The 18,536-nt window shown below is 64.6% G+C and carries 13 protein-coding genes; 4 read left to right on the forward strand and 9 right to left on the reverse strand.

Features of this window, described 5'->3' with window-relative positions; translation table 11 throughout:
- Positions 1–339 precede the first annotated feature (339 nt).
- Positions 340–1,533, reverse strand: a complete 1,194-nt coding sequence (locus V1273_RS01625; RefSeq protein WP_334379565.1) for a serine hydrolase domain-containing protein — start codon at positions 1,531–1,533, stop codon at positions 340–342.
- Between the two features lie 355 nt (positions 1,534–1,888).
- Between V1273_RS01625 and V1273_RS01630 the strand changes: the two genes are divergently transcribed.
- On the forward strand, positions 1,889–2,212 hold the full coding sequence (locus tag V1273_RS01630) for a hypothetical protein (RefSeq protein WP_334365946.1): 324 nt from the start codon (positions 1,889–1,891) through the stop codon (positions 2,210–2,212).
- Positions 2,213–2,329: 117 nt separating this feature from the next.
- The gene (locus V1273_RS01635) at positions 2,330–3,826 is read left to right on the forward strand and encodes an NAD-dependent succinate-semialdehyde dehydrogenase (protein WP_334365947.1); all 1,497 of its coding nucleotides are present in this window, start codon (positions 2,330–2,332) and stop codon (positions 3,824–3,826) included.
- Between the two features lie 123 nt (positions 3,827–3,949).
- Here V1273_RS01635 and V1273_RS01640 read toward each other — a convergent pair whose 3' ends face one another.
- The 3 genes from V1273_RS01640 to V1273_RS01650 all read right to left on the reverse strand — a co-directional run bounded on the left by V1273_RS01640 (position 3,950) and on the right by V1273_RS01650 (position 6,845).
- A complete protein-coding gene (locus V1273_RS01640; protein ID WP_334365948.1) occupies positions 3,950–4,753 on the reverse strand; it encodes a crotonase/enoyl-CoA hydratase family protein in 804 nt (267 codons plus the stop codon).
- A 190-nt stretch (positions 4,754–4,943) separates the two neighbouring features.
- A complete protein-coding gene (locus V1273_RS01645; RefSeq protein WP_334379564.1) occupies positions 4,944–5,858 on the reverse strand; it encodes a phosphoribosylaminoimidazolesuccinocarboxamide synthase in 915 nt (304 codons plus the stop codon).
- Between the two features lie 69 nt (positions 5,859–5,927).
- Complete coding sequence (locus V1273_RS01650) at positions 5,928–6,845, reverse strand: pirin family protein (RefSeq protein WP_334379563.1); 918 nt, start codon at positions 6,843–6,845, stop codon at positions 5,928–5,930.
- Positions 6,846–7,205: 360 nt separating this feature from the next.
- Here V1273_RS01650 and V1273_RS01655 point away from each other — a divergent pair, with 360 nt between their 5' ends.
- Entirely contained in the window at positions 7,206–8,270 is a 1,065-nt protein-coding gene (locus V1273_RS01655; RefSeq protein ID WP_334408504.1) for an AraC family transcriptional regulator, read from the forward strand.
- 149 nt (positions 8,271–8,419) lie between these two features.
- Positions 8,420–9,850, forward strand: a complete 1,431-nt coding sequence (locus V1273_RS01660) for a serine hydrolase domain-containing protein (protein ID WP_334408505.1) — start codon at positions 8,420–8,422, stop codon at positions 9,848–9,850.
- A gap of 219 nt (positions 9,851–10,069) precedes the next feature.
- On the opposite strand, the gene V1273_RS01665 is transcribed toward V1273_RS01660, so the two are convergent.
- From V1273_RS01665 to recF, 5 genes are all read right to left on the reverse strand, one after another.
- Complete coding sequence (locus tag V1273_RS01665) at positions 10,070–11,440, reverse strand: MmgE/PrpD family protein (protein ID WP_334408506.1); 1,371 nt, start codon at positions 11,438–11,440, stop codon at positions 10,070–10,072.
- Positions 11,441–11,639: 199 nt separating this feature from the next.
- Positions 11,640–13,052, reverse strand: coding sequence for an MATE family efflux transporter (locus V1273_RS01670; protein WP_442893693.1), 1,413 nt, complete (start codon positions 13,050–13,052; stop codon positions 11,640–11,642).
- A gap of 177 nt (positions 13,053–13,229) precedes the next feature.
- Positions 13,230–14,528: a UDP-N-acetylglucosamine 1-carboxyvinyltransferase gene (gene murA / locus V1273_RS01675; RefSeq protein ID WP_334379559.1), complete on the reverse strand. Its 1,299-nt coding sequence runs from the start codon at positions 14,526–14,528 to the stop codon at positions 13,230–13,232.
- Positions 14,529–14,542: 14 nt separating this feature from the next.
- Positions 14,543–16,981, reverse strand: coding sequence for a DNA topoisomerase (ATP-hydrolyzing) subunit B (gyrB, locus tag V1273_RS01680; RefSeq protein ID WP_334408507.1), 2,439 nt, complete (start codon positions 16,979–16,981; stop codon positions 14,543–14,545).
- A gap of 275 nt (positions 16,982–17,256) precedes the next feature.
- Complete coding sequence (gene recF, locus V1273_RS01685) at positions 17,257–18,393, reverse strand: DNA replication/repair protein RecF (protein ID WP_334408508.1); 1,137 nt, start codon at positions 18,391–18,393, stop codon at positions 17,257–17,259.
- Between the last annotated feature and the right edge of the window lie 143 nt (positions 18,394–18,536).

Consider the following 18,536-nt stretch of genomic DNA (forward strand, 5'->3'; position numbering starts at 1 on the left):
GGTGGCTCGCAATGACGCTGGGGAGACAGCGATGATTGAATCGATAGGCCGCAGCGTGCTGGATGCCCCGCCTTCGCGGGGCATGACACGCTTGGATGAGGTGAGGGCGTACCACGCGACGAAGCGTCGCCGCCCTCGTTGTTCATTTTCCAGATGCTCGCCACGAACTCCGCTGGGCCCTCTCCCCCCTTGCGGGGGAGAGTTGGAGAGAGGGGTAAGCCACGCACACCGGCGCTCGTGGCTACCCCTCTCCCTGATCCTCTCCCGCAAGGGGAGAGGGAACGGAGGGAGCGTGCTGTGACGCACGAAGAGCAAAGGCGATCGCGTCGCCTCTTGCGATCACGCCGCGCGCTGACCGCTGCCGGCATCGAGCCCGGCATAAACCCCGCGCTCAAACCCTGCAAAGGCCTCCAGGCATTTTGCGTCGGCGAACGGCAACAACTGCATCAGGATCACACCGCTGACGTCGCGCGCCGGGTCGATCCAGAAATAGGTGTTGGCGAGACCGGCCCAGGCCAGGCTTCCGGCGCTGCGCCCCTCGGCCGTCTGGGCGGTGTTGATGAGGAACGAGAGCCCCCACTTCTTGACGATGTCGGGATAGAGATCGACATCGTTGGTGTAGATCGGCGCCACCGTCACCATCTTGCCCATCGTGAGATCGCCGATGTGGTTCTGGCTCATCAGCGCGACCGTCTCGGGCTTCAGCACCTCGTTGCCGTTGCCGCGGCCCTTGTTGAGGATCATCTGGGTGAACTTGATGTAGTCGGCCGCCGTGCCGTAGAGGCCGCCACCGCCCATGTGGAATTCCGGCTCCTGCTCGAGTTCGAACGGGATCGGCGCCAGCGAGCCGTCCGCGCCGCGGGCATGCATGCCGACCAGCCGCTGGCGCATCGAGTCAGTGATCTTGAAGGCGGTGTCGTTCATGCCGAGCGGCGTGAACATGTGGTCGCGCAAATACGCATCGAGCCGCTTGCCGCTGACGGCTTCCACTGCCCTGCCGACGAAATCGATACTGGTGCCGTATTCCCAGCGCGTGCCGGGCTCGGTCATGATCGGCGTCTTCAGCGCGGCGAGCTGGCAGGTGGTGATCGCCGGGGTTCCGGTCTTGTCGAGATACTGCGCGCACTCGACGCTCCACATGTTGTAGGCAAAGCCGGCGGTGTGGGTCATCAGATGACGCAGCGTGATCGGCTTCGTCGCGGGACGCAGCTTCGGCTCGCCATTGGCGTCGAAACCCTCCAGCACTTGCGGGCTGGCGAGGTCAGGCAGCACTTTTCCGATCGGCTCGTCGAGCGAGAGCTTGCCTTGCTCCACGAGCTGCATGCCGGCCGCGGCCGTGATCGCCTTGGTCATCGAGGCGATCCAGAACACGCTGTCTGCGGTCATGGCATCGTCCTTGGAAAGGTCGCGCTGGCCGAACGCGCCCTGGTAGATCACCTCACTCCCGGTGGCCGCCATCGCGACCACGCCGGGAATTTCCTTCGCCTCGCATTTCTGACGCAGAATCTGATCGATCGCGGCCTTGCTTTGCATCGGTCTCCTCCCGCTGTTTTTTATGGAGTGGCGCGATCTTCCTCCCGGCCGCGTGATCCCGCAAGCGCTCGGCGGACGCTGCCGCCAATGTCGCGATCTCGTGATAAGCAAGGACGGTGGGCAGCAGGCGCGCCGGGCTGGCGGCACAAAACGGCAACACCTCGCCGCATTCTGCGGGGGACGCAGGGCAATGGCAGTGACCGGTTTAACCATCCACGATAACGTGATTAGGCCTGCGATTCCCTTCGCCGATCTTTTTCAGTAAGGCGTTCAGATTCCAGCACAAACGCCAGAGCGTTGGCTGGGTCAAATTAACCAAAATGGTTGTCATTTCTCTGCTGTGCATAGGTACGCAATGATTTCGACTTGGAGTGAATGGAAGCGCTATCCCCGTCCCGGGCGTAGCGAAAATATCGAGGCGCCGATCTCGCCCGGCATTTATGAGGTGCGCTACGCGGGCACCGGCGCGCTGCACTCGTTCGAGGCGGTCGATAACGTCGCCCAGGCGCTGGCGCTTTTGCCGGTCGGTGGTTCCAAGTCCTGGTTCAGCCGCCGCGACCCCGCCAAACTGCCCGATCTCGAATACCGCACCTGCGCGACCTCCACCAAAGCCGACGCCAAGGCCGCCGCGCAGCGCATGATCGGCCGCCGCGAGGCGTATTTGAGCGGGGCGGCGTAACGCGACACCGTCACCCTCAAAATTGCTTGAAGCAGACCCGCGTCTGCCGCCGGTGCATCGGCGCTGGTTTGGGCCTATACTCGGACCAATCCTTCAATAAAATCCGAGGAGTACGCCATGAACCCGCCCGTCGCCGCACGCGCTTCAAAAACCTCCACCCCCTCGCTGCACGATCGCCTGAAAGACCCCTCGCTGCTGCGCGACCGCTGCTACATCGACGGCGCCTGGGTCGGCACGCCGTCGCGCCCGGTCACCAATCCGGTCAACGGTGTCGAACTCGCAAAAGTCCCGGCGTTCAGCACGGCCGAAGCGACGCAAGCCGTCGAAGCCGCCGAGCGCGCATTCCCCGCCTGGGCCAAGCTCACCGCCAAACAGCGCTCCAACATTTTGCGAAAGTGGTTCGAGCTGATCGCGGCCAACCGCGAGGATCTCGCGCTGATCCTCACGTCGGAACAAGGCAAGCCGCTGGCGGAAGCGCTCGGTGAAGTCGATATCGGCGGCGCCTATGTCGAATTCTTCGCCGAGGAAGCCCGCCGCGTCTATGGCGAAACCATTCCGACCCAGCGGCCGGATGCACGTCTGCTCGCCATCAAGCAGCCGATCGGCGTCTGCGGCGCGATCACGCCGTGGAATTTCCCGTGCTCGATGATCACGCGGAAAGTTTCGCCGGCGCTCGCCGCCGGCTGCACCGTGGTGCTCAAGCCCGCCAATGAAACGCCGCTGACCGCGCTGGCGCTGGTCGCGCTCGCCGAAAAGGCCGGCGTGCCCAAGGGCGTGTTCAACATCCTCACCGGCAATTCGTCCGCGATCGGCAAGGTGCTGTGCGAGCATCCCGCGGTGCGGTTCGTCGGCTTCACCGGCTCGACCGAGGTCGGAAAGATTCTCTATCAGCAGGCCGCCGTCGGCGTAAAGAAGCTCGGCCTCGAGCTCGGCGGCAACGCGCCGTTCGTGGTGTTCGACGACGCCGATATCGATGCCGCGGTCGAGGGCGCGATGATCTCGAAATACCGCAACATGGGCCAGACCTGCGTCTGCGCCAACCGCATCTACGCCCAGGACAAGATCTACGACGCGTTCGTCGAGAAGCTTTCCAAGAAGGTCGCTGCGATGAAGATCGGCGACGGCACGGAGCAAGGCGTGGTGCAGGGTCCACTGATCAACATGGACGCGGTGCTCAAGGTCGAGAAGCACATCGAGAATGCGGTGAAGGGCGGCGCCAAGATCGTCACCGGCGGCAAGCGCCATGCGCTCGGCGGCAGCTTCTTCGAGCCGACGGTGCTTTCGAATGTGAAGCCGGACGCGCTGGTCGCGCACGAAGAAACGTTTGGGCCGCTGGCGCCGGTGTTCCGCTTCAAGGACGAGGCCGACGTGATCGCGATGTGCAACGCCTCGCCGTTCGGCCTCGCCTCCTATTTCTATTCCCGCGATCTCGGCCGCGTCTGGCGCGTCGCCGAAGCGCTGGAATCAGGCATGGTCGGCGTCAACACCGGCCTGATCACGACCGAAGTAGCGCCGTTCGGCGGCGTCAAGGAGTCAGGCTTGGGCCGCGAAGGCTCGCATCACGGCATGGAAGAATATGTCGAGATCAAATACGTGATGATGGCCGGGGTGTAGCCTGGTCCCCGCGAACGCGGGGACCCATAACCACCGGCTTCAGCTTCGAAAGAAGATGGAGCCACAGCGACCTTAACAACAGACATCAGTGGTTATAGGTCCCTGCGTTCGCAGGGACGACAGTCAATCGCTGGCGTCACTCGCAAACGCGCCGTGACGTCCCACGCCGGAAGCAAACCGCGTCGCGCCCGACAGCGTTTCGCCTGAGGCAATCACCGCGAGCCCGCCGCGCATCTCGTTGTCGATCGCTTCCTCTTCCGCAAGATCCCATTGCCGCAGCGCCGACAGCCGGTCGGCGCGCAGGCATTTTTGCGGAAAGCGCGCGATCTCCCGCGCCAGCGCAATCGCCTGGGCGGCAGCCTCGCCGCGGCCAACGACGCGATTAGCCAGCCCCATCCGCAGCGCTTCCTGCGCGCCGACCGGCCGGCCGGTGAGGATCAGATCGATCGCCTGCGAATGGCCGATCAGCCGCGGCAGCCGGATGGTGCCGAGATCGATCAATGGCACGCCGAACCGGCGACAGAAGATGCCGAAAGTCGCGTCTTCCGCAACCACGCGCATGTCCGCCCATAGCGCGAGCTCCATGCCGCCGGCCACCGCAAAGCCTTCGACCGCGGCAATCACGGGCTTCGACAGCCGCAGCCGGCTCGGTCCCATCGGCGCGATCGAATCGTGGCCGCCTAGCTCGCGCCGCTTATTGGGATCACCCGCCGCCACCGCCTTGAGATCGGCGCCGGCGCAGAAATAGCCGCCGGTGCCGGTGAACACCGCAACCGACGCGCTCTCGTCGGCATCGAAAGCAAGAAACGCGTCGTAGAGTTTCCGCGCGGTCGCGCCATCCACGGCGTTGCGGCAATGCGGACGGTTGATGGAAACGATGGTCACCGGACCATCACGCTCGACGAGCACGGAATCGACTTCGGTCATTGAGGCGCTCCCTGAATGTTATTTCCCGGAAGCTTGGCATTAGACGCGAGGGTGACGCAATCCCAACGCCATCATCGCGAGCCAACCGGTCGCGCGAATGCGCGCCCGACGAGAGGCTACGCGAAGCAATCCACACTTTCCGTGCGGCGGGATGGATTGCTTCGTCGCTGCGCTCCTCGCAATGACGCGGTTAGATACTCAACTCATCCCCCGTTACGCGCTGGTACGCTTCGAGATAGCGCTTGCTCGTCGCCTCCACCACGCTGTCGGGCAGCGGAGGCGGCGGGGCGTCGCCGTTCCAGCGGCCGGCATGGCGCTCGGCGTCGAGATAGTCGCGCAGCGGCTGCTTGTCGAAACTCGGCTGCGGCCGGCCGGGCCTGTAGACGTCGGCCGCCCAGAACCGCGAACTATCCGGCGTCATCACCTCGTCGATCAGGATGATGCGGCCGTCCGCCGCGCGGCCGAACTCGAACTTGGTGTCGGCGATGATGATGCCCTGGTGGCGGGCGATCCGCTCGCCGAAATTATAGACCGTGCGCGCCATGCTCTCGAGCTTCTCGGCGACATCGCTGCCGACGATCTCGCGCATGCGCGCGATGGTGATGTTCTCGTCATGGCCGGTCTCGGCCTTGGTCGCCGGGCTGAAGATCGGCGGCTCGAGCTTTCCGCTTTCGAGCAGACCTTCCGCCAGCTCCTCGCCCGCAAGCGTGCCGGAGGCCGCATACTCCTTCCAGGCGGAGCCGGAGATATAGCCGCGGATCACGCATTCGACCGGAAACACGGTGGTGCGCCGGCACAGCATCGCGCGCCCGAGAATGTCGGCGCGGTGGTCCTTGAGGCCAGGCACCTTGCGGATGATCTCGTCGGCGTCGGCGCTGATCATGTGATGCGGGACCACGCCTTCGAGCTGGCGGAACCACCACGCGCTGATCTGCGTCAGCACCGCGCCCTTCATCGGGATGGTTTCCGCCATCACCACGTCAAACGCGCTGATGCGGTCGGTGGTCAGCAGCAGCACGCAGTCGCTGCCGACGGCGTAGATATCGCGCACCTTGCCGCGGCCGATCCGGGGCAGGGGCAAGTCGCTGGCGAGCATCGCGTTCATCTGGTCAGGCTTTCGAACAGGCGGCCTCGTGCAAGCGCGAGGCGGCAAATGAGAAAGCGGAGCAATAGCTCACTCCGGCAGCGGAATGAACTCATGTTCTTGCGGAACGGCTGCAAACCGGCCGGTTTTCCAATCCTGTTTGGCCTGCTCGATCCGCTCCTTGCTTGAGGAAACGAAATTCCACCAGATGTGCCGCGGGCCTTCCAGCGCGTCGCCGCCGAGAAACATCATCCGCACCGGCGTGACCGCCTTCACCGTGATGCGGTCGCCGGGCCGGAAGATCAGGAGCCGCGGCCCCTCGTAGCGCTCGTTCGCGATCTCGACTTCGCCTTCGACGAGATAGATCGCGCGCTCCTCATGGTCAGGGTCGAGCGGCACGCTGGTGCCGGCCTGCGCCGTCACTTCAGCGTAGAACCAGGGCGAGACCATGCCGACCGGCGATTTCACGCCAAAGCCGCTTCCTGCGATAATGCGCGCGGTGAATCCGCTCTCCTTCACGGTCGGCAGCGCTTCGGCCGCGTAATGCTGGAACGACGGTGCGATTTCTTCGGAGCCCGCCGGCAGCGCGATCCAGCTTTGCAGGCCGAGCATCTTCTGGCCATCGCGGCGCTGCACATCGGGCGTGCGCTCGGAATGAGCGATGCCGCGGCCTGCCGTCATCAGGTTCATCGCGCCGGGCTGGATCTCCTGAATGTTGCCCTCGCTGTCGCGGTGCATGATCGAGCCGTCGAACAGGTAGGTGACGGTGGCAAGTCCGATATGCGGATGCGGCCGCACGTCCATGCCGCGGCCGGCCATGAACTGCACCGGGCCGAAATGGTCGAAGAAGATGAACGGCCCGACCATCTGCCGCTTGCCATGCGGCAGCGCGCGCCGCACCGCAAATCCATCGCCGAGATCGCGGGTGCGCGGCACGATGATGAGGTCGAGCGCGTCGCAGCTTTTGGGGTCGCCGAGCACGGGATCGTTGGACGGTTGCCAGCTCATGGGGAGCTCCTTGATGTTTGCGACGATTATAGCAGGAATCGCGGGATTGCGTTCAAATGCCTCAGCATGTCGTCCCTGCGAACGCAGGGACCCATGCCCCGTGTCCTATCGTTTGGCAGGAATGGCAGATATCGTCTCCAACAATCGACAACGGTGGTTATGGGTCCCGGCGTTCGCAGGGACGACGTAGGACGATGAATCAATGATCCCTCCGCTCAAGCCCGGCGCAAAATTGCTGAAGGTCGATGGTCCCGTCATCGAGACCGCGCGCCTGGAAAGGCTGATCGGTGGAAATTGAACCACAAAATGATTCACACTAGATTGACGGCGCGGGGATGACCCGCGCGAACGGACCGTCCGATGCTGCTATCCACCTTCGACATCGCCCTGCGCGGCGCCACCGTGGCGCTGCTCCTGGTGCTGGCGGCGTCGCTGTTTCGCAGTTTTGGAACGGTGCTCGCCGGACGGCTCGCAGTGGCCGTTGCAGTGGGATCAGCGGCGCATGCCGTGACCTCTTCGATCGGTGTGACATCGAAGGTAGCCCCGGCGCTCGCGCCCGTGATCGCGCTGTCGACCGGCAATGCCGTGGTGTTCTGGCTGTTTACGCGCGCGCTGTTCGAGGAGACGTTCAAACTGCGCTGGTGGCACGCGCTGGTCTGGGTGGCGGTCGCAGCTTTCAGCTTCGTCAACTGCATGTGGCTGGCGCCCGCATCCGGCGTGCAGTTCTCCATCATCACGGTCAACATTCTCGCGCTCGGCTTCATCGTGCTGGCCGTCGTGCAGACCGTCGCATCATGGTCGGCCGATCTGGTCGAGGGCCGACGCCGCATCCGCGTCTTCATCGTCAGCGCGGCGGCACTGTACGGCGGGCTGAATGCGGTGCTGCAGATATCACTGTCCGGCGGCGGCGCCGCGGACCTTGCCAACACGCTGAATTCGGCGGTGCTGGCCGCGGTAGTGGCGGCAATCGCGATTGCGATGATGCGTGTCGATGGGGCCGATTTGTTCCCGGCCGCCGCGGTCGGCAAGGCCGATCCAATCGAAGCAGCGATCGTCGCCGAGTCCAGCGCCGCCGATCGAAAACTCATCGATGCACTGACGCGCCTGATGGCCGACGAGCGCATCTATCGCCACGACAACGTCACCATCGGCACACTCGCAACCAAACTCGCCATTCCCGAATACCGGCTGCGGCGGCTGATCAACCAGCGGCTCGGCTACCGCAATTTCAATGTCTTCCTCAACGAGCACCGGATCGCCGAAGCCAAGGCGGCGCTGGCTGATCCAAGCCAGGCCGAGGTCCCCGTGATTACGATCGCGATGGATGCCGGCTTCCAGTCGCTCGGCCCGTTCAACCGCGCCTTCAAGGCTATCACAGGCGTCACGCCGACCGAATATCGCCGGCTGAAGACGAGCGCGGCCTAGTCCGCATCATATTGTTGTTGCTGCATAATTTTAGAATCGTCGAGGCGTGTCGAGCATTCGGCCAGCGCGAATTCCAAATCCGGCGAGCGGCCGGCGGCGGCCTCATCAACATCTCCGGCACGCGCTGATGCGTCATACCGGAGGCCTCCGTGACCAGACGAAATCTCACCCTCATCCTCGCCGCCACCACGGCGATCAGTGCGCTCGCGCTCTCAGTTGCCCGCGCCCGCGACGTGCCGAAGGTCGCGACCGGCTTCGTCGCCAGCGTGCTCTGCACCGAGACCTTCGTCTCCGGCCTCGACCCGGCGCGGGTATTCGCCGAGACCACGTCCGCGATGCCGGGCGCCGGCCTGATCGCCTGGGCGCTCGACTATCGCCTCGACCGCGCGCGCAAGGACGTCACCGTGACACTGTTCGGCCTGGGCGGGAGCCACGCGGTCTACCGCGGCGAAGGTCTGGGCTGTTATCTCGATCATGGTGGTGCCGTGGCCGAGATTGTGTTGCCGCCGTCGGAGACCAAACCGGCGCTGCTGCCCGACATCGCTGGCCGTGCCATTGTCGAACCGCAGGCGCCGCAACTGGCTCTCGCACTCGACCGCGCCTTCGCCGAGCCGGACAGGTCGACGCCGCCAAATACCCGCGCTGTGGTGGTCCTGAAGGACGGGCGCATCGTGGCCGAACGCTATGCCGAGGGCATCGGCGTCGACACGCCGCTGCTTGGCTTCTCCGCCACCAAATCGGTCATCTCGGCGCTGGCCGGCGTCCTCGTGCGCAAGCGCGCGCTGAAGCTGCATGAGCCCGTGCCGATCGCCGCGTGGCAACAGCCTGGTGATCCAAGGCGCGCCATCACGCTCGATCATCTGCTGCGGCACACCGCGGGGCTAAAGCTCGGCAGTTCGCTGCAGGCCTCGCTGGCGTCAGCGCTCGAGCCGGTCAATCGCATGAAGTTCATGGAGCCTGATATGGCGGCCTATGCCGTGAGCATGCCGCTGGAGTCGGCGCCGGGCGCGGCATGGAACTACCACGACGGCAACACGGTCATCCTCGCGCATCTGATCCGCCAGGCCACCGGCGGCAGCGCGGCCGATATGATCGACTTCGCGCGGCAGGAGCTGTTCGAGCCGCTCGGCATGCGCAGTGTGACGCTCGAATTCGACACCTCGGGCAATGCGGAAGGATCAAGCCAGTTACTCGCCAGCGCGCGCGACTGGGCGCGCTTCGGCCAGGTCTATCTCAACGATGGCGTTGCCGGTGGAAAGCGCATCCTCCCCGAAGGCTGGGTGAAATATACGGCGACGCCGACACCGAACGCCTGGGTCGGCCAGGGCGCCGGCTTCTGGACCAATCTCGGCGACAGTTTTGGCGCAACCTACCGCACCGAGCGCGGCTGGCCGCGCGACGCGTTCTACGCGAAGGGCACGCTCGGGCAATACGTGATCGTCGTGCCCTCCGAACGGCTGGTGATCGTCCGGCTCGGGCGCTCGCCGAATTGGCCACCGGAAGCCGACGGCGTGTTCGAGCTCGTGCGAAATGTGGTCGCCGCGACGGGCAATAAGGGGAAGGTGGCAGGGACGAATTAAGGCGCGCATACCCTCCCCTGGAGGGGTCCGAGACGAGCAAAGCTCGCTCGTGGGTCGCCGCTCATGAAATAAGCGGCGGGGTGGGGTGACGGTCTCTCCACCTCCAACAAAGCCCGAGTGGAGAGATCACCCCACCCCGTCTCGCATTCACTACGCTCACGCGAGCCGACCCTCCCCCTCCAGGGTAGGGTAAACGCCGCCGATGTTGATAGTTTCGGTCTACTGCCGCCCCAATTGCGTGGCCTTCTCGACGCGGTCGAACCGCTCCAGCGACAGGATCGCGTCGGCGAGCTGATCGGCGCGGCCGTTCAGCACGGGGCGGGCGAGCGTGAGGAATTTTTGCTGCATCGCCTGCGCGTCGGGAAACGTATCCGGCTCGCCGGAGGGATCGGCATAGAGCCTCTCATGCACGCCGTCGTCGGTGGTGATCGAGACGCGCGCACCGAAGGGATGGGTGCGGCCGATTTCCAGGCGATCGTCCTGCACCACGTCGAATTTATCCGCGAGCGCATTGACGGCGGCATCGCCGAGCCGCTCGTAATCGTCCCAGCCAAAACGGCCCTGGTCGAGCGCCAGCGCGCCGGTGAAGAACATCGAGAATTGTCCGCCGACGATCGAGGTCGGATGCCGCTTTGTGGCGGCATCGCCAGTCAGTGTGATGCCGTTGCGGTGCAGGCCAATCTCGACCCGCTTGATCTGATCCGGCGTCAGATTGTGCTCCCTGCGCATCGCGATCAGCGCATCGAGCGCCGCATGAGTATAGCGGCAGCTTGGATACGGCTTCACGCCGATCCGCAGCGTCTCGTAGGTCTTGCCGAGGCCGGCTGTCGCCTTGTCGGGATGAGCGTCGTCGCTGTAGCCGACGAGGAGGCCATGCTTGCCCTCGACCGACTCGGTCGAGCCGACAAAATTGTTGCGTGCCAGCGTGGCGGCGATGACGCCGTTCATGGCGGCGGCACCGACCTGGTAGCGCTTGTTCCACGCGCCGTTGACGAGGAACTGCAGCGAGCCGGCGGCCTGGCTGCCGGAAACGCCGAAGGCTGAGATGATCTGGTCCTTCGAGAGGCCGAACAGCTTCCCCGCCGCGGCTGCCGCGCCATAGGTTCCCGCCGTCGCGGTCGGATGAAAGCCGCGCGCATAGTGCGAGGTCGGATCGAGCGCGTTGCCGAGCCGACAGCACACTTCATAGCCGGCCACGATCGCAGTCAGCACGTCGCGCCCGGATGCGCCGACCATTTCGCCGACCGCAAACGCCGCTGGCACCACGGGTGCGCTCGGATGCAGCGAGGAGTCGGCATGCGTGTCGTCGAAATCGAGGGAATGGCCGAGCGCGCCGTTAAGCAGCGCGGCGACCGCGGGCGTCCAGGTCTTCGCATCGCCGAACACAGTGGCCTCGCCCTTGCCGTCCAGCGCCAGCGCTTCCAGCATCTTCAGCAGCGAGGGCGTGGATTCCGCATCGCGCCGCGCCCGGATCGTGCTGCCGAGGAAATCCAGCGTCAGCACCTTGGCGCGCTCCAGCACTTCGGGCGGAATATCTCTAAATTTCAGGTCGGCGACATAGGCTGCGAGCGTTGCGGTTTCGTGGGCCATCGTGTTTCCTCGTTCTGCCTGATAAGGGTAGGCGGGCCAACTTGACCTTTCAAGCCGCCTCCCGTCGCAGGCGCCAGCCGTGCTTGACGTCGTCTAGCACAGACGCGGCGCGCAGATTCCGGAACGCGGCGCATGATGGCCTTCGCAAAACGCATGCTTGGATCGCTTCGCAGCCGCAAGACGCAACTGGCGCTAGCGGTCAGGCTCGCCATCGTCGCGGCCTGCTCGCCAGCAGCCGGAAGCGCAACAGCAGAAGCACGGCATAGACAGCGGTCCCGACCGAGAGCCCGCTCCACACGCCGACGGCGCCCAGCGAGGTCCAGAAGCCAAGCCACCAGGCGCAGGCGAACCCGATCAGCCAGTAACTGAGGATCGCGAACAACAGCGGCACGCGCGTGTCGTTCATGCCGCGCAACGAGCCGGCGGCAATCGTCTGGATCGCGTCAGCGATGAAGAAGGTCGATCCGACCAGCAGCAGCGTTGCCGAGAGTTCGGCCGTCGCGTCGGTGTTCTCGCCAAGAAAAATCTCCGCAATGCCAAAGCGGCTGATCACCACCGCGAGTGTCAGAATCGCCGCCAGTACGATGCCGAGCCAGGTTGCGACGTAACCGGCACGCCGCACCGCGCCGGCGTCGCCGCGGCCGATGGCATGACCGACCCGCACGGTGGCGGCCATGCCGATGCCGAACGGCACCATGAACAGGATGGCCGCGACCTGCAGCGCGATCTGATGTGCCGCCAGCGCGGTGGTGCTGATGATGCCCATCAGCAGGCCCGCGGCGCCGAACAGGCCGTATTCGAGCAGGAAGGAGAGCGAGATCGGCGCACCGATCACAACGAGCTGCCGCATCAGCTTCCAGTCGACGTGCCAGAAATGGCCGAGTATCTGAAATTTTCGGAATGGGCGGCGCCGTGCGGCAAACCACAGGCCCGCCAAGAATGTGCCGAGATTGACGATCGAGGTCGCCAATCCCGCGCCGAACAGGCCAAGCTGCGGCAGGCCGAAGGCGCCATACAGCAAGAGATAGACCAGTAGCGCATTGGCCGGGATCGCGGCGAGCGTGATCCACAGGATCGGCTCGGGCCGGTTGACCGCGCTCATGAAGCCGCGAATCGCCATGAACCACAGTGCGGGCAAGACGCTCCAGGTCAGGCCGAGCAGATATTCTTGCGCAAGGCGTGCAGCCGTCGGCGCCTGGCCCAGCATCAACAGGATCGGCTCGCCGTAGAACGACAGCGCCATCATCGGCAGCGACATCAGGAATGCAGCCCACATGCCGACGCGGAGCGACCGCCGGATCAAATGCGGATTGCGTGCGCCAAATGCCTGCGCCGCCAAGGGTGCTACGGCGGATACCAGTCCCATGCCGAAGGTGAAGCTGACAAAGAAGACGGTATGCGCCAGCGCGGCCGCAGCCATGGCCTCGCTGCCGAGCCGGCCGATCAGGGCAATGTCGGTCGTCATCATCGCGATCTGCCCGAGTTGGGTCAGCGCGATCGGCACCGCGAGTTTGAGCGTCTCGGCAAGCTCGATCGCGAGGTGACGGCCGGGCACGGCCGCAGAGACGGGCGGCGCCATCGCTGCGCGTTCAATTTTATCAAGCGAGGTCATTGCAACAGACTAACACCGGCGAAGGTCAAAAAAGTGACGCCGGCGTTCGCGGCCTGGAGCGTTTTCCAGCGAAAGCCGCCCCGGACTTGGTCCGGGGTGGAAACCGGTTCGCGTCAAGAAAACGCGTCAAAACAAGAATCTAGAGCCCGGTTCTGATGCAATCAGAACCGAAAGGCTCTAGTGGCCGTCGCGTGCCGGAACTCGGGTAATTCGCGCGCCCAGCGCATTGAGCCGCTGCTCGATGCGCTCGTAGCCGCGCTCGATCTGGTCGGCGTTGTTGATCGTTGACGTGCCTTCGGCGGCGACCGCCGCCAGCAGCATCGCCATGCCGGCGCGGATGTCGGGCGAAGTCATCGGCGCGCCGCGCAGCCGGCTCGGGCCGGCCACGATCGCGCGGTGCGGGTCGCACAGCACGATACGGGCGCCCATAGAGATCAGCTTGTCGACGAAGAACATCCGCGACTCGAACATTTTTTCAAACATCAGGATGACGCCGTCGCATTGCGTCGCGGTCACGATCGCAATCGACATCAGGTCGGCCGGGAAGGCCGGCCACGGCTGGTCCTCGAGCTTCGGCACATGGCCGCCGAAATCATCATGGATCTTCATGGTCTGGCCCGAGGGCACCACGAGATCGTCGCCCTCGACGCCGCAGACGATGCCGAGCCGTTCAAATCCCATCCGGATGGAGCGCAGATGCTCGACGCCGGCCTTGGCGATGCGCAGCGGCGAGCGCGTCACCGCGGCAAGTCCGATCAGCGAGCCGACTTCGATATGGTCGGGCTGGATCGAATAGCTTGCGCCGCAAAGCGTCGCCGGGCCGTGCACGATGATGGTGTTGGTGCCGATGCCCTCGATCTTGGCGCCGAGCGCTACGAGGAAATGCGCGAGGTCCTGTACATGCGGCTCGGAGGCCGCGTTGCGCAAGAATGTGGTGCCGTGAGCGGCGACCGCCGCGACTAGCGCGTTCTCGGTGGCCGTAACGCTCGGCTCGTCGAGAAAGACGTCGGCACCCTCGAGGCGGGAGGCGCGGAATTCCAGCCGGTGGGTGGCGGTGACGGTGGCACCTAACTGCTCAAAGGCGAGAAAATGCGTATCGAGACGACGGCGTCCAATGACGTCGCCGCCGGGCGGCGGCAGCGCCACCTCGCCGCAGCGCGCCAATAGCGGCCCGGCCAGCAGGATCGAGGCACGGATCCGCGCGCAAAGTTCAGGATCGAGATCGGCGGCGCGGACCTCCTTGGCGTGGATCGCAAGCGTATTGCGCGCCTGCCATTCGGCGGAAGCGCCGACCGAGCGGATCAATTCAACCAGCGTCTCGGTGTCGCGGATGCGCGGCACGTTTTCCAGCGTGACCGGATCTTCGGTGAGCAGGGCGGCCGCGATAATCGGCAGCGCAGAATTCTTGTTGCCGGATGGCTCGATTGTTCCCGCCAGCCGGTGGCCGCCTTCAACGATATACTGAATGGGCGGCATGGGCGCGTCCTGCCTCACACGTCGACATTGGCGCTGAGCGAATTATCCTGGATGAATTCGCGGCGCGGTTCGACGACGTCACCCATCAGCTTGGTGAAGATGTCGTCGGCCTCGTCGACCTCCTTGATCTTCACCTGCAGCAGCGAACGTTCGTTGGTATCGAGCGTGGTTGTCCAGAGCTGTTCCGGGTTCATTTCGCCGAGGCCTTTGTAGCGCTGCAGCGCCACGCCCTTGCGGCCGGCGTCGGTTATCGCCTCGAATAGGCTGACCGGTCCATAAACGGCGGTTTCCGTATCCTTACGGCGCAACACCCCGGTCGGGTTCGGATAGGCCTCCTGAAGTCTCACGGCATAGTCGTCGAGCTTGCGGGCGTCGGCGGAGCCGAGCAGGGCGTCGTCGATGATGGCGACATCCTTGACGCCGCGGATGGTGCGCTCGAAGAAGAAGCCTTCGCCTTCGGTGAAACGGCCGATCCAGCCGCGCTCGACCTCGTCGGCCAGCGCATCGAGACGCCTGGCGATGTAATCGGCGGCGGCATTGGCGGTGGCGATGTCGCCGGTGATCCTCGGGTTGAGCACGCCCGCGATAGCGGCTTGCTCGACCACCTTGCGGTTATAGCGGCTGTGCAGATTGTTCAGGATGCCGCGGATCACGCGCGCGTCCTCCACCAGCGACAGCAGGTCGCGCCCGCCGCGTTCCGAGCCCGACGCCGGCTTGAACACGCAGTCATCGAGGCCGGTCGCGATCAGGTAATCCTCCAGCGCCCGCTCGTCCTTCAGGTACTGCTCGGACTTGCCGCGCGTCACCTTGTAGAGCGGCGGCTGCGCGATATAGAGGTGGCCGCGGTCGATCAATTCGCGCATCTGCCGGTAGAAGAATGTCAAGAGCAGCGTGCGGATGTGGGCGCCGTCGACGTCGGCGTCCGTCATCACGATGATCTTGTGATAGCGCAGCTTGTCGGCGGAGAAGTCGTCGCTGATGCCGGTGCCGAGCGCGGTGATCAGCGTGCCGATCTGCTCGCTCGACAGCATCTTGTCGGTGCGGACGCGCTCGACATTGAGGATCTTGCCGCGCAGCGGCAGCACCGCCTGGAATTCGCGGTTGCGGCCCTGCTTGGCGCTGCCGCCGGCCGAGTCGCCCTCGACGATGAACAGTTCGGACTTGGCTGGATCCTTCTCCTGGCAGTCGGCGAGCTTGCCGGGCAGCGAGGAAACGCTGAGCGGGCTCTTGCGCGTCAGTTCGCGCGCCTTGCGGGCGGCTTCGCGCGCGGCCGCCGCCTGGATCACCTTGCCGACGATGACCTTGGCCTCGGCCGGGTGCTCCTCGAACCACGCCGCCAGCGCCTCGTTGATGACGTTCTCGACCACCGGGCGCACTTCCGAGGACACCAGCTTGTCCTTGGTTTGCGACGAAAACTTCGGGTCCGGCACCTTGACCGACAGCACGGCGGTGAGGCCTTCGCGGCAATCGTCGCCGGTCAGCGCGATCTTTTCCTTCTTCGCGTTGGCGTCAGCATAGCCGTTGACCTGGCGTGTTAGCGCGCCGCGGAAACCGGCGAGATGGGTGCCACCGTCACGCTGCGGGATGTTGTTGGTGAAGCACAGCACGTTCTCATGGTAGCTGTCGTTCCACCACAGCGCCGCCTCGACGCCGATGCCGTTGGATTCCGACCGCACCATGATCGGGACAGGCACAATCGCCTTCTTGTTGCGGTCGAGATATTTGACGAACTCCTCAACGCCACCGTCGTAGCGCATCTCCTCGCGCTTCTCGACCGCGTGACGCATGTCGGAGAGGATGATGTGAACGCCGGAATTGAGGAACGCGAGCTCGCGCAGCCTGTGCTCCAGCGTCGCGAAATCATACTCGATGTTCTTGAAGGTCTCGCCCGAGGCGAGGAAGGTGACCTCGGTGCCGCGCTTGCCTTCGGCCTCGCCGATCACCTTCAAAGGTGCCAGCGCGTCGCCGTGGGCGAACTCGACGAAATGCTCCTTGCCGTCGCGCCAGACCCTGAGCTTCAGCGAGCTCGACAGCGCGTTGACGACGGAGACGCCGACGCCGTGCAGCCCGCCCGATACCTTGTAGGAATTCTGGTCGAATTTACCGCCGGCGTGGAGCTGGGTCATGATGACCTCGGCGGCGGAAATGCCTTCACCCTTGTGGATGTCGACGGGAATGCCGCGGCCGTCGTCGCGCACGGTCACCGAATTGTCTGCGTTGAGGATCACGTCGACGCGCGTGGCATGGCCCGCGAGCGCTTCGTCAATGGCGTTGTCGACGACCTCGTAGACCATGTGATGCAGGCCGGAACCGTCATCGGTGTCGCCGATATACATGCCCGGCCGCTTGCGAACGGCATCGAGGCCCTTCAACACCCGGATCGATTCCGCACCATATTCAACGGGAATGGGATGCTCAGTGTCGGCAGGGGTCCGCCGGGCAGGTTCTGTCATGTGAGGCCTTCGAGGGTGTCCCGAATCAGCTGCGCAATATGAGGCGCTGATTAGTCTATTTGTGCCATGAAACAGGCACCGCGCCTAGCGCAATCTCTCTGTACGCAAGTTATTGAATAAATGGTGGTTTTTTACCCTTTTTCAAGGTCTCCAAGGGCCGATTCTGGAGGCCCCGAAAAGCGCGATTCGGGGGCCTGTTCTGCGCTCTCGATCGCCGGATTTTTGGACGCCGCGCGATGCGAAATGGCAGTCTGTTGCGAGGCGTTGAACAGCTTCTAGGTACGGCGGCTCACCTGGCCAGACTCGACGTCAAAAATCTCGCCGGTCTCGCCGATGTCGACGAACGCTGCCGGATCGGCGCCGGTCATCCAGATCTGCGCGCCGAGCTTTGCGAGTTCATCGAACAGCGCCTTGCGCCTGACGGGATCAAGATGCGCGACGACTTCGTCGAGCAGCAGCAGCGGCACGATCCCGGTCATCTCGGCGACCAGCGTGGCATGGGCCAGCACCAGCCCGATCAGCAGCGCCTTTTGCTCTCCGGTGGAGGCGTCGCGGGCCGGCATGTTTTTTGGTGCGTAGATCACCTGCAAGTCCGTGAGATGGGGCCCGTCCAGCGTGCGGCCGGCGGCGGCGTCGCGGGCGCGGCTGGCGCGCAGGATATCGCGGTAGCGATCCTCCACGGCGGTTGCGGATTCATTGACCAGCGCATTCTCCATCCAGCCGTCGAGCATGATCTGCGCCGACGGAAAGGCCGAAGCCGCGCCACGTTCACGCAGCATCGCCGCCAGTCTAGTCACCGTCTGGCCGCGCGTGGCGGCAACCGCAACCGCCAGTTCGGCAGTTTCGCGCTCGATCGCGTCACACCAATGGTCGTCATAATTGCGCACTTCGAGCAGACGGTTGCGCGAACGCAGCGAGCGCTCCAGCGCGGAAACGCGACTGGAATGCTCGCTGTCGATCGCCAGCACCAGGCGGTCGAAGAAGCGCCGCCGCTCCGAGGCCGCGCCAAGGAACAGGCCGTCCATCGCCGGCGTCAGCCACACCATGCGCAAATGATCGCCAAACGCCGCCGCCGAACCCACCGGCTCGCGGTCGATCCGGCAGCGACGGCTGGACGAGGCCTCTGTTCCCGGCGCGTCGATGCCGGTGCCGAGCGTGGCAAGCCCCAGCGCGCCCTCGACCTCGGCCGATACCGCCCAGGAGCCGTCGCCCTGATTGTCGGCGACATCCTCCAGCCTCGCGCGCCGCAGGCCGCGTCCCGGCGACAGAAACGAGATCGCCTCCAGGCAATTGGTCTTGCCGGCGCCGTTTGGCCCCACCAGCACCACCATATCGCCGCGCACCTGCACGCTCGCCGCGCGATAATTGCGGAAATGTGTGAGCGAGAGCCGATGGATACGGGACGGGGTCATAGCCACTCGTCATTGCCAAGATTCAGAAAAATGGCGGCAACCTCTGTCGTCATCATCCGCGAAGGCGGATGAATCCAGTACGCCGAGCTGCTCGATTTTTTCACTGAGGCTGGCGATTACTGGATACCCGCCTTCGCGGGTAT

Origin of the sequence: Bradyrhizobium sp. AZCC 1721 (assembly GCF_036924715.1) — a bacterium.
In the GTDB taxonomy this organism is placed as follows: domain Bacteria; phylum Pseudomonadota; class Alphaproteobacteria; order Rhizobiales; family Xanthobacteraceae; genus Bradyrhizobium.